Origin of the sequence: Peribacillus sp. NJ11 (assembly GCF_030348405.1) — a bacterium.
GTDB lineage: Bacteria > Bacillota > Bacilli > Bacillales > DSM-1321 > Peribacillus.
Map to the genome: position 1 here is coordinate 2,017,037 of NZ_JAUCFO010000001.1, position 21,981 is coordinate 2,039,017.

General features: G+C 36.3%; 27 protein-coding genes and 1 pseudogene. 26 read left to right on the forward strand and 2 right to left on the reverse strand.

Annotation, left to right across the window (positions count from 1 at the left end):
- Positions 1–91 precede the first annotated feature (91 nt).
- The 9 genes and pseudogenes from QUF86_RS09935 (at position 92) to QUF86_RS09975 (ending at position 6,688) form a co-directional block, all read left to right on the forward strand.
- The gene (locus QUF86_RS09935) at positions 92–571 is read left to right on the forward strand and encodes an RNA polymerase sigma factor (protein ID WP_289336207.1); all 480 of its coding nucleotides are present in this window, start codon (positions 92–94) and stop codon (positions 569–571) included.
- Positions 558–1,217, forward strand: coding sequence for a zf-HC2 domain-containing protein (locus QUF86_RS09940; RefSeq protein ID WP_289334196.1), 660 nt, complete (start codon positions 558–560; stop codon positions 1,215–1,217). The genes QUF86_RS09935 and QUF86_RS09940 overlap by 14 nt, the downstream gene beginning before the upstream one ends.
- 215 nt (positions 1,218–1,432) lie before the next feature.
- Positions 1,433–1,978 carry a GrpB family protein gene (locus tag QUF86_RS09945; protein WP_289334197.1) on the forward strand — a complete coding sequence of 182 codons (546 nt, stop codon included), beginning with the start codon at positions 1,433–1,435 and terminating at the stop codon, positions 1,976–1,978.
- Positions 1,979–2,164: 186 nt separating this feature from the next.
- On the forward strand, positions 2,165–2,470 hold the full coding sequence (locus tag QUF86_RS09950) for a hypothetical protein (protein ID WP_289334198.1): 306 nt from the start codon (positions 2,165–2,167) through the stop codon (positions 2,468–2,470).
- A gap of 206 nt (positions 2,471–2,676) precedes the next feature.
- Positions 2,677–3,219, forward strand: a complete 543-nt coding sequence (locus QUF86_RS09955; protein WP_289334199.1) for a PepSY-associated TM helix domain-containing protein — start codon at positions 2,677–2,679, stop codon at positions 3,217–3,219.
- Positions 3,220–3,404: 185 nt separating this feature from the next.
- Positions 3,405–4,484 (forward strand): DUF3626 domain-containing protein, encoded by a 1,080-nt coding sequence (locus tag QUF86_RS09960; RefSeq protein WP_289336208.1) that lies wholly within the window; start codon positions 3,405–3,407, stop codon positions 4,482–4,484.
- 134 nt (positions 4,485–4,618) lie between these two features.
- A complete protein-coding gene (locus tag QUF86_RS09965; protein WP_289334200.1) occupies positions 4,619–5,026 on the forward strand; it encodes a GNAT family N-acetyltransferase in 408 nt (135 codons plus the stop codon).
- A 95-nt stretch (positions 5,027–5,121) separates the two neighbouring features.
- Positions 5,122–5,367 (forward strand): annotated as a pseudogene (locus tag QUF86_RS28905) (IS110 family transposase); the annotation flags it as partial.
- A 49-nt stretch (positions 5,368–5,416) separates the two neighbouring features.
- The gene (locus QUF86_RS09975) at positions 5,417–6,688 is read left to right on the forward strand and encodes an MFS transporter (protein ID WP_289334201.1); all 1,272 of its coding nucleotides are present in this window, start codon (positions 5,417–5,419) and stop codon (positions 6,686–6,688) included.
- 238 nt (positions 6,689–6,926) lie between these two features.
- Here the strand turns inward: QUF86_RS09975 and QUF86_RS09980 are convergent, their stop codons facing one another.
- A complete protein-coding gene (locus QUF86_RS09980; protein ID WP_289334202.1) occupies positions 6,927–7,271 on the reverse strand; it encodes a hypothetical protein in 345 nt (114 codons plus the stop codon).
- 413 nt (positions 7,272–7,684) lie between these two features.
- Between QUF86_RS09980 and QUF86_RS09985 the strand changes: the two genes are divergently transcribed.
- From QUF86_RS09985 to QUF86_RS10055, 15 genes are all read left to right on the forward strand, one after another.
- Positions 7,685–8,167: a DUF2975 domain-containing protein gene (locus QUF86_RS09985; protein ID WP_289314835.1), complete on the forward strand. Its 483-nt coding sequence runs from the start codon at positions 7,685–7,687 to the stop codon at positions 8,165–8,167.
- Positions 8,168–8,182: 15 nt separating this feature from the next.
- Positions 8,183–8,404 carry a helix-turn-helix domain-containing protein gene (locus QUF86_RS09990; protein ID WP_289314836.1) on the forward strand — a complete coding sequence of 74 codons (222 nt, stop codon included), beginning with the start codon at positions 8,183–8,185 and terminating at the stop codon, positions 8,402–8,404.
- Positions 8,405–8,499: 95 nt separating this feature from the next.
- Entirely contained in the window at positions 8,500–9,291 is a 792-nt protein-coding gene (locus QUF86_RS09995) for a DUF817 domain-containing protein (RefSeq protein ID WP_289334203.1), read from the forward strand.
- Between the two features lie 390 nt (positions 9,292–9,681).
- Positions 9,682–10,656, forward strand: coding sequence for a sugar-binding transcriptional regulator (locus QUF86_RS10000; RefSeq protein ID WP_137020318.1), 975 nt, complete (start codon positions 9,682–9,684; stop codon positions 10,654–10,656).
- A gap of 75 nt (positions 10,657–10,731) precedes the next feature.
- Positions 10,732–11,154 (forward strand): transcriptional regulator GutM, encoded by a 423-nt coding sequence (locus QUF86_RS10005; protein WP_289314838.1) that lies wholly within the window; start codon positions 10,732–10,734, stop codon positions 11,152–11,154.
- A gap of 20 nt (positions 11,155–11,174) precedes the next feature.
- Complete coding sequence (srlA, locus tag QUF86_RS10010) at positions 11,175–11,720, forward strand: PTS glucitol/sorbitol transporter subunit IIC (protein ID WP_289314839.1); 546 nt, start codon at positions 11,175–11,177, stop codon at positions 11,718–11,720.
- Positions 11,721–11,733: 13 nt separating this feature from the next.
- Entirely contained in the window at positions 11,734–12,759 is a 1,026-nt protein-coding gene (gene srlE / locus QUF86_RS10015) for a PTS glucitol/sorbitol transporter subunit IIB (protein ID WP_289334204.1), read from the forward strand.
- Positions 12,760–12,815: 56 nt separating this feature from the next.
- Positions 12,816–13,181 (forward strand): PTS glucitol/sorbitol transporter subunit IIA, encoded by a 366-nt coding sequence (locus tag QUF86_RS10020; RefSeq protein WP_289314841.1) that lies wholly within the window; start codon positions 12,816–12,818, stop codon positions 13,179–13,181.
- 172 nt (positions 13,182–13,353) lie between these two features.
- Positions 13,354–14,154, forward strand: coding sequence for an SDR family oxidoreductase (locus QUF86_RS10025; protein WP_289314842.1), 801 nt, complete (start codon positions 13,354–13,356; stop codon positions 14,152–14,154).
- 288 nt (positions 14,155–14,442) lie between these two features.
- The gene (locus tag QUF86_RS10030) at positions 14,443–14,691 is read left to right on the forward strand and encodes a colicin immunity domain-containing protein (protein WP_289334205.1); all 249 of its coding nucleotides are present in this window, start codon (positions 14,443–14,445) and stop codon (positions 14,689–14,691) included.
- A gap of 220 nt (positions 14,692–14,911) precedes the next feature.
- Positions 14,912–15,595 (forward strand): hypothetical protein, encoded by a 684-nt coding sequence (locus QUF86_RS10035; RefSeq protein ID WP_289314844.1) that lies wholly within the window; start codon positions 14,912–14,914, stop codon positions 15,593–15,595.
- Positions 15,596–15,750: 155 nt separating this feature from the next.
- Positions 15,751–16,014, forward strand: a complete 264-nt coding sequence (locus QUF86_RS10040; protein ID WP_289318288.1) for a CPCC family cysteine-rich protein — start codon at positions 15,751–15,753, stop codon at positions 16,012–16,014.
- 274 nt (positions 16,015–16,288) lie between these two features.
- Positions 16,289–17,047 (forward strand): carbon-nitrogen hydrolase family protein, encoded by a 759-nt coding sequence (locus QUF86_RS10045; protein WP_289334206.1) that lies wholly within the window; start codon positions 16,289–16,291, stop codon positions 17,045–17,047.
- A 399-nt stretch (positions 17,048–17,446) separates the two neighbouring features.
- Entirely contained in the window at positions 17,447–18,640 is a 1,194-nt protein-coding gene (locus QUF86_RS10050) for a YhgE/Pip domain-containing protein (RefSeq protein ID WP_289334207.1), read from the forward strand.
- 45 nt (positions 18,641–18,685) lie between these two features.
- Positions 18,686–19,225, forward strand: coding sequence for a PadR family transcriptional regulator (locus tag QUF86_RS10055; RefSeq protein WP_289334208.1), 540 nt, complete (start codon positions 18,686–18,688; stop codon positions 19,223–19,225).
- Between the two features lie 367 nt (positions 19,226–19,592).
- Here QUF86_RS10055 and QUF86_RS10060 read toward each other — a convergent pair whose 3' ends face one another.
- Positions 19,593–19,952 (reverse strand): winged helix-turn-helix transcriptional regulator, encoded by a 360-nt coding sequence (locus QUF86_RS10060; RefSeq protein ID WP_289334209.1) that lies wholly within the window; start codon positions 19,950–19,952, stop codon positions 19,593–19,595.
- Between the two features lie 258 nt (positions 19,953–20,210).
- Here QUF86_RS10060 and QUF86_RS10065 point away from each other — a divergent pair, with 258 nt between their 5' ends.
- Both QUF86_RS10065 and QUF86_RS10070 read left to right on the forward strand, forming a co-directional pair.
- A complete protein-coding gene (locus QUF86_RS10065; protein ID WP_289334210.1) occupies positions 20,211–20,609 on the forward strand; it encodes a hypothetical protein in 399 nt (132 codons plus the stop codon).
- Positions 20,610–20,663: 54 nt separating this feature from the next.
- Positions 20,664–21,725, forward strand: coding sequence for an alkene reductase (locus QUF86_RS10070; protein WP_289334211.1), 1,062 nt, complete (start codon positions 20,664–20,666; stop codon positions 21,723–21,725).
- The last annotated feature ends 256 nt before the right edge of the window (positions 21,726–21,981 follow it).

Here is a 21,981-nt window from a genome sequence, read left to right on the forward strand (position 1 = left end):
CCAGTGTAAAATATTTAAATATTTTTGTAACGTAATTAAATTCTAGGAGTTATATAAGTGAATGGGGTGAAAAGAGATCGACTTTGAGGAAATCTATCGCGAATACTTTAAAGAAGTTTATTTGTTTATCAAATCATTAAGCCACGATGAGAGTATAGCTGAAGAAATTACGCAAGAGGCATTTTTTAAGGCGTTAAAAGCAATTGAAAAATTCGATGGTTCTAAAGATATTAGGGCGTGGCTTTTTACAATTGCAAAAAATACATATTTCTCTCATTACAAAAGAAAGAAAAGGCAAATAGATTTAGATGTTAAAGAAGAACCAAGTACGGGAGTTCAAATTGTAAAACATTTGATGAATGAAGAAGATGCCTTTACTGTTCATCAATTTCTTCACTCTATGGATGAGCCATACAAAGAAGTCTTTTCACTACGCACTTTTGGCGAATTACCTTTTGAGAAAATAGGAAGACTCTTTGGGAAAAGTTCGGGGTGGGCAAGGGTAACTTTTTACAGAGCGAGGAAAAAAATTATTGAGTATATGGAGGAGTTGAATCATGAAAGAGATTAAATGCACAATTATTCAAGATGTTTTACCTCTTTATATTGATGAGGTAGTTAGTCAAGATACAAAAGAAATGGTAGACCAGCATTTACAGCATTGTGAAAAATGCCAAAAGGAATATGAAACAATGAAACGTAAACTGTATATTCCAGCAGAAAATAAAGCCCCTATTATTAAAAAGATTAATAAAAAATGGCGTAAGAAAAAAGTAATAATTTCATTTGCTTCCATTTTTGCTACGGCTATAATTTTATTAGGAGCGTTTGCATATACTTTTTATTATGAAAGGGTTATTCCATACTCGAAAAATCTAATTAAAATTGAAATGCAAAATGATAATCAATTGGTTTCTCATTATTACGGTAAAAGTTATGCTAGTGTTAGCGAGACCCATCCTATGCCACTTGAAATTGACGGAGAGAAAAAGAATGTAAGTTTTATCTCTTATAAAGAAACAATTGCTGATTCCCCTTCAAGAAACCTAATTAATAACGAGAAGAATCTTAATGAACAGGATTATATCTGGGAATTTTCTGAAAGTGAAAAAATTGATGCTGTTTATTATGTAGATTATGATGTAGAAAAGATCGCTGCTGGAAAAGATTCTTGGGATTCAATTTTAAAACGTGCTGTATTAATTTGGGAGAAATAATTTATTTTATGATTGAAATCATATTTAGTTATTCCATTATAGGGCGCGATTCTTGAATAAGAATCGCTTTTCTTAATGAACTAACGGGTGCGTTAGCTGAAGATCGGAGCTGTCTTTAATGCAGCTTTTTCTTTTATCAAGGCAGGTTTGTAAAAGAATGTAGGTACTAAGATTTTTCTGAAACTGAAAAAATTAAAATCTTGAGGGAGAGTAAAATGAAAGATATTCATGATGAAAGCACATGGCCCGTTTGGGCTAATGAGACAATAGACATTGACGAACCAAATCCCAAGTGGGTAGAAAAAGGTAATCAGGAAAAAGCACTTCTTCTTAATCTTCTTTCAACTTTCGGCATAACGGAAATTCAACATTATGGAAGTACATCTATTCCAAATTTACCAGCTAAACCAATCATTGATTTAATGGCTAAAATTGATTCATTTCAAAAAATAAAAGAAATATCTTCATTGTTAGCTAATCACGACTGGAATTATGTACCACCTAACATAGACAATCGACCTTGGCAAAGATTTTTTGTGAAAGTAATTAACGACAAACGAGTAGTACATTTACATATTTTACTTGAGGGAGAAGAACGGTGGGATAATCAGCTACTTTTTCGTGATTTATTACGGACTAATCAGCAGTTTATTGATGAATACGCTATTCTTAAAAGAAATTTAGCAAAAAAATATAGCAATGATCGTGAAGCGTACACTAAAGCAAAAACAGAATTTATCAATTATGTTCTTAAATCTTAGTTGCGAACTAATATAAGTTTGAGAAGAATGTACTTAAACTAACGGGTGCGTTAGCTGAAGATCGGAGCTGTCTTTAAGGCAGCTCCTTTTCTTATGTAACTAAAGGGTCAGGTCAGTTCAACAAAGATAAGATATAATTTGGATTAATATACAAAATTTTAATGAAAATAGAAAGGAAGCATGAATATGACAGAAAGGTTACCACTGACATCGGAGAATTTAGAGCCATGTATCGAACTCTACATGAACGTTTTTAATAGTGAACCATGGAATGAAAGTTGGACATACGAGACTGCTAAAGAAAGACTTACTGACTTACTGAATACTCCTAAGTTTCTTGGTTTTTTATTCCATGTCGATCACAATCCAGTAGGTTTTATTGCTGGAAATAGTAAGGTGTCTTATCAAGGTTTAACTTTTTATTTGGCGGAACTTTGTGTAAATAATCAATTGCAAGGTAAGGGATACGCTCAAAAATGCTTCATTCTTTAGAAGATGAACTACAGAAGAGAGGGATTAAAAGTTTATATTTATTAACTGCTAACGACGGGCATGCAGAAGCATTTTATCGAAAGAATGATTATGTTGTAAATGAACATAGGATAGTTATGAAGAAAAGTTTATAATTGTGCGATTTTTAGGGTTTTACTTCAAATTGAAAAATGTTGTGAAAAGTAGCCAAGGAGTGTGGTGGAACAATGTCGAAATCTGTAAAGTTGTATCAATTTAGCCGAAAAGTACATAAATGGTCAGGATTAATTTTATCTGTTTTTTTTATGTTCATCGCAGTCACAGGCCTCGTGCTTGTTTATATGATACCACTCGGAGTGGCTGATGAGTTAAGGACGGGGAAAGAGTCGAGTCCAAATCAAGCGATACCAATGGAGAAGGTCGTGTCGATTGCTGTTTCCCAGGGACTTCCAGGTACAGACTCGGTTGATGATATATTTAGAATTGAATATAGACCAAGTGCAAATGTTTACCAGGTTCGCTTTAATAACAGTCAAGGTGTTCAAATCGATGCAAGTACGGGAAAAGTTTTATCCACGAACCCGGATTACTCAACTTTCCTCATTACTTTGCATGATGGATCCTTCTTTGGCAATTGGTATAGATACACGATCCTCACAATGACAGGTTTAGCCTTAATACTGCTGTCATTTTCAGGGTATTATATGTTTGGCTTTCCTCTTTATAAGCGTCTGATGGCGAAAAGAAAAACAAGAGATTCGGAGATTTAGCCAGGGGTCTTGGGGAAGAGCAAGCATCTTTAAGTTCCAAGTGCATAGTGTCTCTATAAAGTGAATATTTTTATAGTTATGGAGATATTGCTGCTTAACGGAGCAGTTAATTGAAAATAAGGGAAAAACAACTTTTCATTGAATTAATTAGGATCAACTGAATGAAAGGAGAGACTCGTCTATTCATGGGTTTATCAAGGGCACAACAATTTGCTTTAAAGCATTTTACAAAGTATGCAAGTAACCATAAACATGAAGCTAAAGCAATAATTAATCACATATTAAAAATGTCCAATATCTCGGAAAAGGTATTTGAAAATGCTGTTGTTAATTTAAAGGCTCATGCAAATATTTGTCTGCATTTTCACCCAGATAGACCAGATTCGACTATGAAAAGCGTTGCTGAAGCAATGCTTGAGCAGGGAATATATAAGAGCCAGTTTGAAACATTTTTATCGAATGGCAGCGTATCCGCATACTCTGGCGGTAATCGCGACATTTGGGAGAAGAGAATTTTTGGAGGAGCATATCAACTGGAGGGCACAACCAATAACCAACGGCCTAAATATGGGGCGCTAAATTTGATGTTACATCCTGATGGGCCTGCTCCACGGTTTGGATCATGCTATTTTGTTCTTTCCCCTGAGGTCTCTTATCGTTCCACCTACACGTATTTGGATTCGCATCAAGACCCAAAAGAAAAGGGCACTTATGAAGAGTTTGACATCATTTTGGCTGCACTCTTGGAAGAAGCGTTCTTAAGGGATTTTGCAATCGGTGAAAGAAATCTGACGCCAGCAAGATTAATCAATCATTTACTGGTTAACCTAGAAAGCCCGTTTATGGATCCAGCAAACAAAGAGCCAAGCCGCAATCTTAACCACTATCTTGAAGCCCAAGTTCATGGGGACATATCACTTAAAGAAGACGTGGAAGTGCTTGTTGCAGATCCTTCATTCAAGGACAATCATGTAGGGAGAACAATGGAACAAATATGCCTTAAGTATTCTATTGATCTTTATTGGCACAAGGGCTCTGTACTTATGGTAGACCAGGTCCCTGCGGATTTTAGAGGCCCATCAATGACTTCCTTGGCAAAACGAATTGCACATAATAATTTAATCGATGCGAACATAATTGGATCTGCTGTAATGGACTTGAAACGCAATCCAGGGTCTTGGAGCGATCGCGGAACGTATCCAGAGGTACTTCAGGAATTAAAACTATTGTGGCATATTTTGGTGAAATATGGGAAGGGAATTTAAAATTGACCTAAAGGGTTTGAGTCGAACATGGAGTTGCTTAGGCAACCTTTTTCTTAACCAACTATCGGGGCAGGCAGTGGAAGATACATGTTGATATTAACTTGTAAGTTACAAAAATCCAGGGAGGTGCTTTTATGGAAAAACCTATATATTATACAATGGAACCCCCTGAAAGTTTCAAGCAAGTACTAACCTTATATGAATCTTTAGGATGGAATTCACTTAAATTAACAGTTAATGAATTGAAACAAATGTGCAATCAAAGCTGGTATGCAATTTATGCTTTTGATGAACAGCAGTTAGTGGGTATGGGACGTGTTATTTCAGATGGTGTGATTACTGGAGTTATATGTGGAGTTTGTGTACTATCGAGCTATCAGTCCAAAGGAATCGGTAAAGAAATATTGAATCGAATAATTGAACATTGTGAGCAAAATCGAGTAATTCCTCAACTTATGTGTGTAGAAAGTTTGGAATCATATTATGAAAATTTAGGATTTGAGAAGTTTACCATTGGTATGACAAAGAATATAATTCGATGAATTTAAAGGTTGGTCTAATAATCGGGGTGCTTTACTTCAATAAGCGAGGTTGCTCGGCAGCCTTTTTTCTTATTGAACTAAAGAAAGGTTAGCTTAATGAAGATGGATTTGCTAGTTTATTAAAATGGATGGATAAGATTCAAAGATTAAATAAACTGGAGGTGCCATTGTAGGAATGGAACCTAAAATCCATTAATGGATAATCTCTCGAAGTGGCTATTTAAACAAGGAATTGAGGTAGTGACGGTAAACTTCACTTAGTAAAAAGGAATAAAGAAAACAGTGATGATTCTCAGTCTAAAAGTGATAAGAAAGATGCCCTGGTCATCGCTAGAACGGTTACTACACCGGAGAAATTACAGAATGATATATGAATTGAGGTCATAACAAATGTCTAGTAAAACATATCAATTGAACCAGAGTTATGTAGATTCTCAAGAAAAACAAAAAATGTTATACAAACGTACATTGATTATTATAAGTATTTCACAAATTTTTGGTGGTGCTGGGTTAGCAGCTGGAGTTACGGTGGGGGCACTTCTTGCACAACAAATGCTTGGCACAGATGCATTTGCTGGACTTCCTTCGGGTTTATTTACTTTAGGGTCTGCAGGGGCTGCTTTAATCGTAGGGAGACTTTCTCAACGTTACGGTCGTCGTACAGGTCTAACAGCTGGTTTTATGGTAGGTGGACTTGGAGCGATAGGAGTCATAACTGCAGCCATAATAAATAGCATTTTCCTTTTATTCGCTTCCCTGCTCATTTATGGTGCAGGAACAGCGACAAATTTACAAGCTCGTTACGCTGGTACGGACTTAGCAAACAATAAACAGCGAGCTACTGCTATTAGTATTACTATGGTATTTACAACATTTGGTGCAGTTGCAGGTCCGAATTTAGTGAATGTAATGGGGGATTTTGCTCTTTCTATTGGTGTTCCATCACTTGCTGGTCCTTTCATTTTATCAGCTGCAGCATTTATCTTAGCAGGTCTTGTACTTTTCATCATGCTTCGCCCAGACCCATTGGTTATAGCAAGAACAATAGAAGTGTCCAACCAAGAAAGTAATCGAATAGAACATTCGACAGATACTGAAAAAACGGAAAACAAAAGAGGCATTATTGTTGGTGCAACAATCATGGTTCTTACTCAAATTGTCATGGTGGCTATTATGACAATGACACCAGTTCATATGAGACATCATGGACATGACTTGGGTGAAATAGGTCTTGTTATTGGCTTTCATATAGGTGCAATGTTTCTCCCTTCACTGGTTACAGGTTTCCTTGTTGATAAGTTTGGTCGTACTGCCATGGCTATTGCTTCTGGAGTTACGTTGCTTCTGGCAGGTTTAATATCAGCGGTTGCACCAGGTGATTCTATGATTCTCCTAGTTATTGCTCTTTCTTTACTTGGATTAGGATGGAATTTTGGTTTAATAAGTGGGACTGCTCTCATTGTTGATTCAACTGGAACTTCAACTCGGGCTAAAACTCAAGGTGCAGTGGATGTTTTAATTGCGTTATCAGGTGCTGCTGGTGGAGCCTTTTCTGGAATGATTGTGGCCGGTTCAAGTTATACAACATTATCATTTATTGGAGGGTTATTATCTTTATTATTGATTCCTGTAGTTATCTGGTCTCGGGGAAGTGAAAAATAAAATAACCAATTTCTCTTGAAATCAGTTTTTTTGTTGAACTAACAGGTGTTTTACTTCGATAAGGAAGGTTGCTGCGGCAGCCTTTTTCTTATGGATTTAAAGGGGCAAGTAGCACAAGTTATTTAAAGTTATGGAGCTTTCTTTCTAAGGAGTATGCTTTTCTTCTTTTTTTTAAAGGCTATGTTAAAGTTCTTGGTTGATTTTACGCCTATAATTCTCTTTGCCCCTTAGGGCTACATCACTGAATTAAGATATTTCCTACATATTGGGCAGTACCTCTTGAACTTGTGAATACAACTTCTAAAACATAACTCCCTTTGTTATTGGGGATTTGAAATTCCCTATTTTCATGCAATTCGAGTTCAATTCGTTGTTCATTTTTCAGTAGGGCAACTGTTATTTTTTGGTCAGTCCAAATGTCTCCACCATTTCTTACGTTCTCTTGAAAATCCAAGGAAACTTTTTCGTTGGCAGTAACCTTCATTTTTTCTTGTGATAATCCTAATTTTTGAATATCATCTATTTTTTGATCTACATCTTCACTTGATGAACTCCAACTGATATTTCCTTCTGTTAATTGCACAGTTGTAGCAAGGTCTTCTGAATATAAATGAGCAGTTGGACACCAACATCATAATCTTCTCCTATGCATCCTGTTAATGTAAATATTAAGAACATTCCTATAAAAAATCTAAAAAAACCTTTCATTTCATCCCCCCGTATTCTTTTGCAATACAAACCTTATTTAACAATCCTGAACCGTTAGTTGTAGTGGAAATCCTCATAATTTCATATATATTTTAACATAAATTACCATTCCGTTCTTTACTTATATATTTTTAAAAATCAACCTTCACCTTTAACATAGCCTTTTTTTAAAATGAAAGGGATAATTCTGTAACAATAATAATATAATAAAAGACAATAATACTTTATTGTAAAACGATAAAACGTGTGTTAAAGTCAAATTAATAATAAATAAGTGAGGTGCTTTTTATGAAACGGGGAACAACACTCTTTTTAAAGATAGCTGTTATTCTTATTGGAATTCCAGTTCTTGCTTTGTGCATATTTTTGGTGCCTGAGATAGCGAATTTTGCAGCAGAATTGTATCCGGATATTGCTTATATGAAATATCTCGTTTTAATCGATTTGTATGCATCGGCGATACCTTTTTACTTTGCTCTGTATCAAGCTTTTAAACTTTTAAGCTATATTGACAAGAACAAAGCTTTCTCGGAATTATCTGTCAGAGCTTTAAAGATTATCAAATATTGTGCAATCACAATCAGTATCTTGTATGTCGCAGGCATGCCACTCTTTTATCTCATTGCGGAGATGGACGACGCCCCAGGTATCATATTAATCGGAATGGTCGTTATTTTTGCTTCAATGGTGGTTGCTGTCTTTGCTGCCGTTCTTCAAAGGCTTTTAAAAGAAGCTATAGATATAAAAGCGGAAAATGATTTAATAGTCTGATCTGAGGTGAATAATATGGCAATTATAATCAATATTGATGTGATGCTGGCTAAGAGGAAAATGAGCGTTACAGAACTTTCTGAGAGGGTTGGAATCACGATGGCTAATCTTTCCATATTGAAGAATGGCAAGGCAAAAGCGATTCGATTATCAACTTTAGAGGCGATTTGTAAGGCTTTAGAATGTCAACCCGGAGATATTTTAGAATACCGAAATGATGAAGGCACAAAAGATTAATAAAGTGGGGAAATGCAACATTGAAAGGAAAAGAAAGATTTTTAAAAAGGGGAGTTACTCATGAATTTAACGATTCAAAAATGGGGGCACCAATCATGAGAGCACTAAAACAACTCGTTCGTTTTGGTTGGGATCAGGCCCTATCATGTTTGTTTCCTGTCGTTATTTTTGCCTCTTTGGCTTTTACAAAAATCATGCCGCTTCCCTTCCTGCCACGGTATGACTGGCTGCTCATCATCTGTCTTCTGATGCAGTGGTGGATGGTGCGTTCTGGACTTGAAACACGGGATGAGCTAAAGGTTATCACATTGTTCCACCTTATCGGACTTGCTCTTGAACTTTTCAAGGTACATATGGGCTCCTGGTCTTATCCAGAGGAAGGCTATTTCAAAATTTTTGGAGTGCCTTTGTATAGCGGATTCATGTACGCAAGTGTAGCGAGTTATCTTTGCCAGGCGTGGAGGAGGCTTAAGGTTGAACTGGTTAAGTGGCCACCGTTTTTGGTAGTTGTACCTCTTGCAGCTGCGATTTATTTGAATTTTTTCACCCACCATTATTGGATTGACGTTCGTTGGTGGTTATCTGGACTTGTAATTATCGTCTTTTGGCAATCATGGGTCACATACGAGGTTGATGGAACTCGTTACCGAATGCCACTCGCGCTTTCTTTTGTGCTCATCGGATTTTTTATATGGATAGCCGAAAATATCGCAACATTCTTTGGAGCGTGGGAATATCCAAACCAAACCGATGCATGGAGTCTGGTTCATCTAGGAAAGGTGAGTTCATGGCTCTTATTAGTGATTGTTAGCTTTCTTATAGTAGCGACGTTAAAACAGGTTAAGGGAAAAAGTTCCACTAGGGTAGATACCAGTCAATTTTTATAACTGTTAAGATCCCTCATAAAAAAAGTCGAATCCTTAGAATAGTAAGGAACTCGACTTTTTTTAGGTTGAAGTTCTCCTGACCTTCAAAATTCCGAAATGGATAAATTGGAAAAGGCAACGTTCGAGTTGTTGCTTTTCTCTTTATAAATACTTTTGATAATACCGTCTTAATGGATAATAGAAATGAAGCAGCCCGATCCAATGGAGCTGCTTCATTTTTTTGGGGCTTTTATGAGTCCACACCAAGCACAAATGACATAATTTTTAAAAAATTTGCACAAGTAGTATTTTTTTGTTGACGTAGCTATTTTTGTAAGCGTATACTAAATTCAATAAAGCACAAATGATTAGGGTTGCACAAATGTGCGTATTTAAAAAGGAAGTGACGAAATGGATAAAAGAGAAGAAAAAAGACTCTTAGTTAAAATTGCGCAAATGTACTATGAAGAAGATATGACGCAAGGCGCCATTTCAAAAGAATTAGGTATATACCGAACATCCGTCAGCAGACTTTTAAAAAAAGCAAGGGAAGATGGGGTAGTTAAAATTACTGTCAGCAGCGATATTGATGGAGCTTTTGAATTGGAACGTCAATTGGAAAAGTTGTTTGGCTTAAAAGAAGTAATTATTGTTCCTGAAAAAAGAGACAGTACCGAACTGGATAAAAAGAAAGTGGTAGCGATGGCCGGGGCTGAATTACTAAAACGGATTATTAAAGACGGTGATGTCGTAGGCTGTGCCTGGGGAAGCACAATGGCCAGTCTGATCGGTGAATTTACCAACGCCGGAAAAAAAGACGCTCATTTTGTCCCTTTAGTAGGCGGGCCTGGACCTATGGATACGAAGCATCACGTCAATAGAATTGTTTATAATATTGCAGAAGATTTTGGAGGAACTTCTTATTTTATTGATGCTGCGGCAGTAGTGGAAAAAAAAGAGACAAAGGATGACATTGTTCAATCTCACTACTTCACTAAAATAACGGAGCTTTGGGACAACTTAACAATTGCAGTAGTAGGGATTGGGAACCCAAACCAATCATCTAATTTAGTCTGGGCCGGCTTTTGCGGCAATCGGGAAATTGAAGATTTAAATCAACAAGGTGCCATAGGTGATATCTGCTCACGATTTTATGATATAGATGGAAACCTGATTCAATCTGACTTATCTGATCGAACAATAGCCATTGAGCTGGAAAAACTAAAAAATATTCCATACTCAATCGGTATTGCAGAGTCTGTTGAAAAAGCTCCTTCCATTATTGGGGGATTAAGAGGAGGATACATCAACACTCTGATCACCACTGAGGAAACGGCAAATGAAATCATTGAAATCATAGAAGAAAATGGAACATCCTTATCTTAAGGAGTATTGATTAATTATCTGATTGTAACGGAAACAAGATGTAAGCTTCAGTTCATATGAAAAGAGGAAATCAAAATGCTATGGTATGTCATTATATTAATTGGTTTTTCTTGGCTCCTTCAAAGCATTTTTGGATTTTTGCAAATCAAGCATTTCAATAAAAGGTATGCAGAGTTGAGAAAGCTTGGAAGGGTCGCGATTGGGAAAAGAACGGGACTTTTTAAATCTGGCACTGTCGTAATGTTTGCAATTGACCGAAAAAACAACATATTGAAAGCCGCCAAAATGCAGGGAGTAACCGTGCTTTCAAGAGTAAGGAACTTAAAAGGATTTGAAGGGAAAAATCTCTTACACCTCGGTGAAGAGGATCTTCATAAAGTAAATAAGTTAACAAGGTTAGCCATTGAGGATGCACTGAACAGCTATCATATTATCTCTAAAGGGGGTGAATTGAAGGTTAAGAAAGGCTGGATTGATTTACTCTTATCAAAAAAATAGGAATTATTGAGGTGAATTGAATGGATTGGCTTACAAATGCAGCAGATGGCTTTATGAATTTATTTAGAGCAGGTGCCGAAACTTTTGTCGATTTAGTAACAGGTATTGTTCCACTCCTTATCATGCTTTTAGTTGCAATGAATGCCCTTATACGGTTGGTTGGAGAAGAAAGAGTGGAACTGATCGCGAAGAAATCGAGTAAGAACCCACTTACAAGATATTTTGTCCTTCCGGTAATTGGAACGTTTGCTTTGGCAAATCCAATGACATTATCACTTGGGAAATTTTTGCCGGAAAAATACAAACCAAGCTATTATGCTGCTGCTTCTTATTCCTGCCACACGCATAACGGACTTTTTCCACACGTTAATCCAGGGGAGCTGTTCGTATTCTTGGGAATTGCTGCAGGAATTACAACACTGGGATTTGAAACAACAGAACTAGCCCTTCGTTACTTCTTGGTGGGGGTTTTCACAAACTTTTTAAGAGGTTGGGTAACAGATTTAACAACTTATTATGTATCTAAACAGCAAGGCGTTAAATTGAAAGAAACAGTGGATCTCTAAGGAGGGGAAAGGAATGACTCAAACGGTTACGAAGTACAAGTCAATTATCGTCAATGCAGGGCAAGGCGGATTTGGCGGGCCATTAGTGATTTCACCGACAGAAGAAAAAAATAAAGTGGTATATGTAACAGGCGGAACAAGACCGGATATTGCAGACACCATTGCAGAATTAACAGGCTGTGAATTAGTCGACGGTTTTAAAACGAGTGTACCCGAGGATGAAATGGCGTGTGTCATCATTGATTGTGGCGGAACGCTCCGATGTGGCTTATACCCCAAAAAAAGAATCATGACGATCAATATCATGCCTACTGGACAAAGTGGCCCGTTAGCAATGCACATTACCGAGGACATTTACGTTTCTGGAGTAAAGCCTCAAAACATTGAATTGCATGAAGGTGCTGCAACACCTCCAACATCCAATGTGAACAATGCTAACGGACAAATTGAAAAAACAATTTCTAAACCTAAGTATAGCGCAGATAAAAAAATTAGTGAACAAAGAAAGCCTAAAGGCGTCATAGTACGCATTGGGATGGCGATGGGTTCCATCGTCAATGTCTTTTATCAGGCTGGCCGTGACACGATAGATACTGTCATTAAAACAATTTTACCGTTTATGGCTTTTGTGGCCATGTTAATCGGGGTGATTAAAGCATCTGGAATTGGGGATGTGTTCGCACAATATTTATCACCATTTGCAGGATCTTTGCCGGGCTTGCTCTTAATCTCTTTAATTTGCTCATTCCCATTATTATCACCATTCTTGGGACCGGGAGCTGTTATTTCACAGGTCATTGGGACATTAATTGGAGTGGAAATTGGAAAAGGAAATATCCCGCCGCACCTTGCATTGCCAGCTCTTTTCGCGATTAACTCACAGGCTGGAGCTGATTTTGTTCCAGTTGGGCTAGGTTTAGCAGAGGCAGAAGTGGAAACCATTGAAGTCGGAGTTCCTTCCGTTTTGTACGGACGTTTTTTAACCGGAGCACCAACCGTTTTTATTGCTTGGCTCGCAAGCTTCGGGTTGTATGAATAATTACTAGAATAGATTCTGAATGAATGATGTAAAGCAAAGAATTGGAGGAGTTTCTTGTGCAGACAGTTTATCAAACTAAAATTAACCAACTTGGTCCATCTGTCTCTGATTTTCTTGGAGAAAAAATGTTCATCCTATTCGGAGCAAATGCCCCGAGTGAATTAGCGGATTATTGCCTATTAATTGATGTAAATGAAATTAATGGAGAAATCGAAAAGGGTGACATTCTCATCTTAGGCAATCAGCAATATACCATTACCTCTGTAGGTGACGTGGTGAAAAAGAATTTAGGTTCACTTGGACATATCACGTTAAAATTCAATGGTTCTGAAACGGCAGAATTACCTGGCACTTTACATCTTGAAGAAAGAGATATTCAAATGCCGCAAGCAGGGACAACTCTTCAAATCTTGAAAAAATAAGCTTTTCAAAGATTTATATAGAATAATTGAATGCAAGAAGAGGGAAGTTCCCTCACCGGAAAATTGCATCAGTAAGACACAGCCAAAACAAGAAAAAAAATTTAGAGTTTGTTACTCATTTTTAAATTTCACCTATGATTCTCGACTCTATATATAATAAGGAGGAAAAAGAATGAATGAATCATGGCCTCAATTAGAAAATAAAGTGGCAATCGTTACGGGTGGTGCCTCTGGAATTGGCTCGAAAATTACAGCACATTTAGTAAAGAACGGTACAAAGGTGATTGTTTCCGATCTAAATGTAAATACTGGCGAACAAACTGATGGAACTTATCATATCCAATGCGACGTTACCAATAAAGAAAGCGTTGAAAAAATGGTCACTAAAGCCACCGAGTTATTTGGAACTGTAGATATTTTAGTTAATAATGCTGGTGTAAACCTACCACGTTTACTTGTTGATTTCCGTGGCGAAAAGCCGGAGTATGAGTTAAGTGAAAAGGACTTTGATTTCATGGTTGCCGTCAATCAAAAAGGACCTTACCTTTGTGCTCAGGCAGTTGCGAGAGTAATGGTGAAAAATAATAAAGGCGTTATCATTAATATTTCTTCCGAGGCAGGTATGGAAGGATCTTCCGGACAAAGTGTTTATTCGGCAACAAAAGGTGCTGTCAATGGCTTTACCCGTTCTTGGGCAAAAGAGCTGGGGAAATTCAACATCCGCGTAGTCGGTGTTGCGCCAGGGATCAATGAGCAAACAGGTTTAACAACAGACGCTTATAATGAAGCATTAGCTTACACACGTGGAGTGACAGTAGAAGGTCTTGGAACAGATTACAGCAAAACGATACCACTTGGACGACCTGGTAAATTGGATGAAATTGGTGAATTGGTCACTTATCTAGCTTCAGACCGTTCTAGTTATATTACAGGTACAACCGTTAATATTTCAGGTGGAAAATCCCGCGGATAAATAATGGCATCAACCACTGAGATCCCTTTCATCCCAATTATGAAAACGAGGGTGTTGGTTGGTATTAGTAAGTCTTTAATTAACAAACAGGTTTGTTCGTATTATAAGGTTAGCCAGTTTATTTTACTGGTTGACCTTTTTTTAATTGAACCTATTATATCAGTAGCCAAGGTAGGCTGTCTTTAAGGCAGCTTTTTCTTTATGCAATTAACGGGGAAGGATAGTTCATTAAGAAATGTTATAATATCACTAATTTACTTTTGGATTCTCTATTGAGAGGGGATAAAAATGTTCGTAAACAAATATAAGAATATAATGGTGGATTTTTTAGAGAGGAAGATTTCTGCAGATGAATTTCAAACTCGTTATATGAAAAATTTCATAAAGTGGAATGATAAGTTGGATGAGACGTTTTTTGAAATACTGAATGGGGTGTTTGAGACAGCAGATTGTTACTGGCACGAGTGTCTTCCTGGACAAGAGACTTCCTTTGAAATTTCTGAACAACAACTAAGAAATGATATAAATGAATCATAAATTAAATTAAATATATTGTTAGATAGCCGATAGCTCTTATTCAGCTAACGGGTGCGATACTTCAATAAGAGGTATCGTTTTTCTTATAGAACTAACTGGTGCGTTAGGTGAAGATCGGAGCTGTCGTTAAGGCAGCTTTTTATTTATGCAACTAAAGGGGCAGTTAGTTTAATAAGTTCAAATGATAAGATAAAAGAAATAATGATAGGGGCGATTCAAAATGGATAACTGGAGAAATAATACGATTTGGTTTGAACAAATACCAGATAATCTTCAATCTTACTTAAACTTAAAAGAAGATAAGTTTAATGAGATGCAGTTTGAAAACATTGAGTATTTAACTCTTTGGCATCATAAAAAGAATAAGCTGGGTAACTTTGATGGTATTCCTGAAAATCTCCTCTATCTAGAATTAAACTGGTCCAATATACAAGATTTCCTTGGGGTAGAAAAAATGAATAAATTAAAGCGTTTAGAATTACATTATTGTACTAAATTACAAAATGATTTGGGTTTGTCTGGATTAGCCAATACGTTAGAACATTTACATATTAATCAATCTAAGAAATTTGTACCAAATGACGAATTATTCTCTCTGAAAAATCTTCGGGTTCTGTGCCTTAATTCTTGCGGTCCTATTAAGAATTTGGATTTTTTAAATCAATTTCCTAATCTAATTGACTTTAGATTTGTTGATACTAATGTGTTAGATGGTGACCTATCACCAATTTTAGACCATCCAACAATCCGAAGTGTAGGCTTTCTGAATAAGAGACATTACAATATTAAAGATGATAAGATGGATGCTTTGTTAAAGGATAAAAATGGTGGGGAAGAATTTAAAACTGTTATCAAGTATGGAAAATATGAGACTTTTAGATATATTTATAACCTCAATTGTTAATGAACTACGGGTGAGTTAGCTCCATAAGAAGGCCGCCAATTGACGGCCTCTTGAATGTACGATCAACTTATTTCTTCCTTAACCAACGGGGCAAGTTAATTGAAGAGTTATGTTTAACTATAAAAAAGAAAAACAAACAACTAAGAGGTGATTTCATGAAATATACTTGTCCTTGCTGTGGATATAAAACTTTAGATGAAGAACCTCCAGGAACGTATGATATTTGTGAAATCTGTTTTTGGGAAGATGATGGTTACCAATATGAACATCCAGATGAGGATGGAGCAAATTATGTTTCCTTTAGAGAAGCACAACAAAATTTTAAAAAATTCAGGGCTAAAGGTGAAAGAAGTTTGCGGTATGTAAGAAAGCCAAATAAGTCCGAAATAAAGGACCCAAATTGGAAACCGTTAGAGTGAGGGGGTACATATAGAAAAGCATAAACGAAGACCTGCTGATGAGAAATCTGAGCAATAACCTCAGCAAAATATAAGAGTGAATCAAAAGTTCCTTTTCGAACTAGAAAGATGAGTTAAAGGGTTTAAGAGTGCTTTACTTCAATAAGGAATGTTGATGCGGCAGCCTTTTCTTATGCAACTAAAGGGGCTGGATAGTTGAACAAGCAAATCAATGTTTATGCTACAATTATTACAAGCATAGCCATTAATATAAGTTGATGTTTGGGAGATCACTATGAGAAGAATAAAAATAGCTTTATTACACCTATTGCCTATCGCTGGTGATGTGGAGTATAACCAAAAACTAATTGAACAAGCCATTCATATAGCATCAAATAATAATGCGGAATGGATTATAACACCCGAACTATGTGTCAGCGGGCTTCAATTCAATCATAAGATTGGGACTGGATGGATTAACAGGCAACCTGATGCTTGGATGAGTAATTTGAGCCGTAAACTAAAGAATTTGAAAAGCACTGTATTTTTGGGTTGCCCTGAAAAAGGCAGTAACGGAGAGTTGTATAATTCTGTGTTTGTCATAGATAAAAAAGGTCTTTTATTAGGTAAACAGAGAAAAATCAGTGTTATTGATGATTGGTCAGCTTCAGGTGATGTAATGGAGCCTATAAAAACAGACAATGTTGAGGTTGGTATCATGATTTGTGCAGACGCATATACCAAAGGTATTGCATACAACTTATTTGAAAAAGGAGCAGAAATATTAATTGCACCGTCTTCCTGGGGTCCCGGATTACATGGTCCAGAGGGAGAATGGGAACAAAGGTCATTAGAAACAGGACTGCCCGTAATTGTCTGTAATCGTACTGGTGAAGACGAAACTGTCCGTTTTTGGGATGCAGAAAGCATGATCATAAAAAATGGTGTACGCCTCCTAACACATAAATCGAAACAATCAGCTATACTTACCTTTGAATGGGATTTACAAAGCATGGAATTAATATCCCCTCATTTCGACATCCATTACATATAATGAGAACTTCACTTACTATATACATTACACTCTTGTTGAACTAAAGGGTGCTTTACTTCATAACCAGGAGCTGATCAGCAGCTCCTTTTCTTATGGCGCGAAAGGGTCAGTTTGGAACTTACAACTACCTAATTTTTAAGGTCCGTCAAAGAATGAAAACCATAAAAATACTCCCCATAGCAGCACATTTCCGTTGGGCTGCTGTATGGGGAGTATTTTTATTTTTTGCACTGTTGGATAAATAATCCATAAAAAATGGAGCGTTTTTTTAATTGACTTTGCAAAAGGAATAAAATAAACTATAAAAGTACTTTAATTAGAGTACTTCAATAAAAGTGCTTTTATTAAAGTGGTATGATTTGATTTAAATAAATTCTTACTTAAGGAAGGATACAACATATGAAATTTACTCAGTTCTTAAAAACAAAAGGTGCAACTGCGACAATCTTCATGGGGATTTTCTATGCCATTGCAATGCTAGGCATCTTCTTGCCTGGTTATACATCAATTCCAGGGAATATCGATAAATTACCGATTGCTATTGTCAATGATGATGCCGGTGAATATGGGGCAAAGATTGCCGACCAGTTACAAGAAAATTTACCGTTTAAAGAAATCGATAGGGATTTAACAAATAAACAAGCCTTAAACAATTTAGAGCACAATGATTTATCATTAGTCGTACACATTCCTGAAACATTCTCTGCAGATATGCAAAAAGGTGAAGCATCATCAGGTATCGACTTTACAATTAATGAAGCAGGGGCAACAACTGTTTCTTCTACTATGAATTCAGTTGTTAACGAAATTAACAATCAATTAAGTACACAATTCTCAGAACAAACAGCCCAAGGTGTATTAATGAACTTTAATGTACCAGAAGAGCAAGCTGCTGAATTAGCAAAAAAGATTGAAACGGCTTACGTAGGAAACGTAGTGACAATCAACGAAGTACCAGACGGTATGAATAATAATATGCTGCCAATGTTCTTAACGATGGCTGGTTATACGGGTGCGATGATCGGAGCGATGCAATTAGTAGGTGCGTTTAAAGAAAGTCGTGGAAAAGCAAGTAAAACACGTTTATTCAGCTATGTACAATTAACTGCGTTATTGGTTGCGGTTGTATCATCTTTAGTTGCTTTAGGTGTAACATATTTAATCAATGAGCCAAGTGGTGACCTGTTCTTCAGTTTAGTAGGACAACAAATTTTAAACTATATGGTATGTTTCAACTTTACAGCGATTATTATCTTCTTAATTGGTGAAGGCGGTATGATTTTAAACTTACCAATTTTATTAATACAAACATTAGCAAATGGTGCCACAATTACACGTGATATGATGTACTTGCCATATGAATGGATGAGCCACATTTCACCAATGTATTATTCGGTACAGGCATACTTCGCAAACCTATATGGCAGCATTAGTCCAAGTCCATATATTTGGTCAATGGTTGCAGTTGGTGCAGGTGCACTGTTAATTAATATTGCTATTGTCGCCTTTATCCATAAACCAATGCCAATAGAAGATCCGGAAACAAAGGCTGAAACGGAAAGTGTAAAGAATGCAACGGAAGTCACAGCTTAGTTTTGCTATAATAAGGAGATAATTCTTCTTGAAGGAGCAAAGAGAATGCCCATTCAAATTTTTATATTGAGTAAATTGATGGAGGATAACAATTATCCTTATAAATTGAAAAAACAGCTATCTGAACCCATTCCAATGGATCGACTAGGCGGGTTAACAGAAAGTAAACTGTACTACCATTTTGATTCATTAGCAAAAAAAGGGTTAGTTGAGGCAGTCGAAATCATAAAAGAAGAGCATCGACCTGATAAGCAAGTATTTGCAATTACAGCTAAAGGTCGTGAAGAACTACCAAAACTAATCTACAAGTTGTTTGAAAATGCGGATGAAATTAAGGATATGGTGGCTGGTTTAGCAAACCTAAAGTATGTTGATCGGGATGAAGTACTAGTAATACTGAAAAGAAAATCAAAAAATATCAGGGATCGTTGGGAGCAAATTAAGGATTTTGAACAGCAGATTCAGATCGACGAAGGTCACGAGAAGTTTATTGAATTTATGAGTGGCTATGTTTCAACTAGAACAGAGCACACAATTTATTGGCTTGAAGAGTTAATTAAACGAATTAATCAAGGGGAAATATAATGGTATTGGTCTAAATAAAGAAAGCCAGTTTTCATTACTATAGGGAAAACTGGCTTTTTTCTTAAAACTGATAGTTGTGAAGAAGCCTACTTAAACTAACAGGTGCTTTACTTCATTACCAGGAGCTGATCAACAGTTCCTTTTTTTATGCAACAAATGGGGTAGCATTCCTGTATTAACTGAAATACTAAAAAGTTTGTGAAGAAATCTACTTAAACTAACGGGTGCGTTAGCTGAAGATCAGAGCTGTCTTTAAGGCAGCTTTTTCTTATGGCACTAACGTGGCAGTTTTGTTGAATAATAAATGAAGAAAAGGCTCACATTTATGTGAGCCTTCAAGTATTTTGCTAGTTAATTATTATCTCTTTTATTTTTTGTATTTTTTCAGTTTATTATCTTCCCCATATAACTCATCTAAATGCTCTAAATGTGATAATCCCCAATTTCTCATAGCTACTAGAACAGGCATTAACCCTCGACCATATTCAGTCATTGAATATTCAACTTTCGGTGGTACTTGTGGATATACCTTACGATTTATAATGTCATGATATTCTAATTCTCTTAGCTGTGTTGTTAACATTTTTTTAGTAACTTCTGGAATGGCCCTTTGAAGTTCACTAAAACGTAATTTTTCATTACTCATAAGGTGAAATAGAATTACAGGCTTCCATTTCCCTACTATTAAGTCTAGAGCGACTTCAATATTACCACAATTATTTGTCATTACTATTTTACTCCTTAATCATTTTTCACGGGTATCTTTTACGATATTAGGTTACTTAAAAGATACTATGTTTAATTATTGTGCCTTCTTCCCAAAATGATACTTGGGTTTTATTATAACCTTAGTAGTTATTTTGAAACAACAAAATTGCTGAACATCTTGGTTATATATACGGATGAACAAATTAAAAGAGGTGATGTCTTAAACAAATAAAGCCGATTCAAATAATCCTTAAAATTTAGCCATGAGGTGGTAAATATGAATAAAACAAGGTTAATTTATAACATCCTAAGAATAGTTTTAGGGGGGATAATTACATCTTCAGGAATAGCTGTACTTTTGTTAGGTGGGGCACCAATTGAATATGCCAGTATTCCTGCCAATGAATTTATGAAGGCACTTGAAGATACAGGATATTTTATGGAGTTCCTATCCATCGTAAAGATTATTTGCGGTATTGCTTTATTAAGTAACAGATTTGTTCCATTGGCTTTGGTAATCTTCATGCCAGTTTCTGTTAATATGGCAATGTTCCATATTTTCTTAGAGTTCTCTTCTGGTATAGCAGCATATGCCATTTTAGCAATTAACACTATTTTACTATTTATGAACATTGAAGAATATCGTTCTTTATTAAAAATGAAATCTAGAATATAACTAATAAAACTAAAAATAATAAATAAATAATATTGAAAAGAAGGGTGATTAATAATGGACAAATTATGGACAGAAATTAAAATTGGAAATATGACTTTACCTCACCGTTTAGCAATGGCACCTATGACACGCAGTCGCGCAAATGATGATGGAACTCCAGGTGAGTCAGCTTCACTTTACTATGCACAACGAGCTTCAATGGGATTAATTATTAGTGAAGGAACACAACCTTCTGAAGATGGTCAAGGTTATTTATGGTCACCAGGTATTTATAACAAGGGACAAGTCGAAGGTTGGAAAAAGGTTACGGATGCTGTGCATGACGCTGGTGGCTACATGTACATTCAATTAATGCATGCTGGTCGTATGTCTCATCCTGACAATACACCTCACCACCGCCAACCAGTTGCTCCTTCTGCCATTGCACCTGGTGTACCAATGTTTACAAAAGCAGGTATGCAAAATGCACCTGTACCTCGTGAATTATCTGTAGAAGAAATTCAAACAACAATCGATGATTTCCGAAAAGCAGCAGCTTGTGCTATTGAGGCAGGAGCAGACGGTGTTGAAATTCATGGTGCTAACGGTTATTTAGTTCATCAATTTATTTCAGAAAATGCCAATACACGTACAGATGAATATGGTGGATCAATTGAAAATCGTGCTCGCTTTGCCATTGAAGTCGCAGCTGCGGTTGCAGATGAAATCGGTGCAGATCGTACAGGATTCCGTATTTCTCCGGGAAACCAAGACTATGTGGGAATTGATGAAGGTGAAAACGGCCTAGATGTATATCGCTATCTAATTCCTGAATTAGCAAAATTAAATTTAGCTTACTTACATGTTCTGCACTTAGGAAATGACGATTTCTTAAAAGAAGTTCGCGATATGTGGCCAAATTCATTACTAGTAAACCGTTCTGGTCGCCCTCTTGAAATGATTGATGCAGACATTGAAGCAAACCTTGCAGATGTAGCACCTGTTGGCGCATGGGCATTAGCAAACCCAGATTTAGTTGCACGCTTAAAAGCTGGTGCACCACTCAATGAACCAGATCGTACAACATTCTTCAGTGGCGATAGTAAAGGATATACTGATTACCCATTTTATAAATAATTAATTTATTCTTTGATTCTAGATTTGAGTGCTTGACTGAAACAAGAACTGTTATCCATACAGTTCTTGTTTTTATTTAATATTTCTTATAGAACTATCAGGTGCTATAGTTCAAGAAGCTAAAGGCAGCAATTATAATTATTATTTTGTTCTTCCGCAATCGGGCGCGTTAGTTGAAGATGGAGTTGCGATGGCAGCTCTTTATTCTTGCTGTTCAACTAACGAATAGGTAAAAGGACCACACATATTAGACATA

Excerpts from the sequence above, each read along its gene's own strand:
- QUF86_RS09940 (WP_289334196.1), top strand. The coding sequence starts at position 558 with ATGAAAGAGATTAAATGCACAATTATTCAAGATGTTTTACCTCTTTAT.
- QUF86_RS09945 (WP_289334197.1), top strand. The coding sequence starts at position 1,433 with ATGAAAGATATTCATGATGAAAGCACATGGCCCGTTTGGGCTAATGAG.
- QUF86_RS09950 (WP_289334198.1), top strand. The coding sequence starts at position 2,165 with ATGACAGAAAGGTTACCACTGACATCGGAGAATTTAGAGCCATGTATC.
- QUF86_RS09955 (WP_289334199.1), top strand. The coding sequence starts at position 2,677 with ATGTCGAAATCTGTAAAGTTGTATCAATTTAGCCGAAAAGTACATAAA.
- QUF86_RS09960 (WP_289336208.1), top strand. The coding sequence starts at position 3,405 with ATGGGTTTATCAAGGGCACAACAATTTGCTTTAAAGCATTTTACAAAG.
- QUF86_RS09965 (WP_289334200.1), top strand. The coding sequence starts at position 4,619 with ATGGAAAAACCTATATATTATACAATGGAACCCCCTGAAAGTTTCAAG.
- QUF86_RS09975 (WP_289334201.1), top strand. The coding sequence starts at position 5,417 with ATGTCTAGTAAAACATATCAATTGAACCAGAGTTATGTAGATTCTCAA.
- QUF86_RS09985 (WP_289314835.1), top strand. The coding sequence starts at position 7,685 with ATGAAACGGGGAACAACACTCTTTTTAAAGATAGCTGTTATTCTTATT.
- QUF86_RS09990 (WP_289314836.1), top strand. The coding sequence starts at position 8,183 with ATGGCAATTATAATCAATATTGATGTGATGCTGGCTAAGAGGAAAATG.
- QUF86_RS09995 (WP_289334203.1), top strand. The coding sequence starts at position 8,500 with ATGAGAGCACTAAAACAACTCGTTCGTTTTGGTTGGGATCAGGCCCTA.
- QUF86_RS10000 (WP_137020318.1), top strand. The coding sequence starts at position 9,682 with ATGGATAAAAGAGAAGAAAAAAGACTCTTAGTTAAAATTGCGCAAATG.
- QUF86_RS10005 (WP_289314838.1), top strand. The coding sequence starts at position 10,732 with ATGCTATGGTATGTCATTATATTAATTGGTTTTTCTTGGCTCCTTCAA.
- srlA (WP_289314839.1), top strand. The coding sequence starts at position 11,175 with ATGGATTGGCTTACAAATGCAGCAGATGGCTTTATGAATTTATTTAGA.
- srlE (WP_289334204.1), top strand. The coding sequence starts at position 11,734 with ATGACTCAAACGGTTACGAAGTACAAGTCAATTATCGTCAATGCAGGG.
- QUF86_RS10025 (WP_289314842.1), top strand. The coding sequence starts at position 13,354 with ATGAATGAATCATGGCCTCAATTAGAAAATAAAGTGGCAATCGTTACG.
- QUF86_RS10030 (WP_289334205.1), top strand. The coding sequence starts at position 14,443 with ATGTTCGTAAACAAATATAAGAATATAATGGTGGATTTTTTAGAGAGG.
- QUF86_RS10035 (WP_289314844.1), top strand. The coding sequence starts at position 14,912 with ATGGATAACTGGAGAAATAATACGATTTGGTTTGAACAAATACCAGAT.
- QUF86_RS10040 (WP_289318288.1), top strand. The coding sequence starts at position 15,751 with ATGAAATATACTTGTCCTTGCTGTGGATATAAAACTTTAGATGAAGAA.
- QUF86_RS10045 (WP_289334206.1), top strand. The coding sequence starts at position 16,289 with ATGAGAAGAATAAAAATAGCTTTATTACACCTATTGCCTATCGCTGGT.
- QUF86_RS10050 (WP_289334207.1), top strand. The coding sequence starts at position 17,447 with ATGAAATTTACTCAGTTCTTAAAAACAAAAGGTGCAACTGCGACAATC.
- QUF86_RS10055 (WP_289334208.1), top strand. The coding sequence starts at position 18,686 with ATGCCCATTCAAATTTTTATATTGAGTAAATTGATGGAGGATAACAAT.
- QUF86_RS10060 (WP_289334209.1), bottom strand. The coding sequence starts at position 19,952 with ATGACAAATAATTGTGGTAATATTGAAGTCGCTCTAGACTTAATAGTA.
- QUF86_RS10065 (WP_289334210.1), top strand. The coding sequence starts at position 20,211 with ATGAATAAAACAAGGTTAATTTATAACATCCTAAGAATAGTTTTAGGG.
- QUF86_RS10070 (WP_289334211.1), top strand. The coding sequence starts at position 20,664 with ATGGACAAATTATGGACAGAAATTAAAATTGGAAATATGACTTTACCT.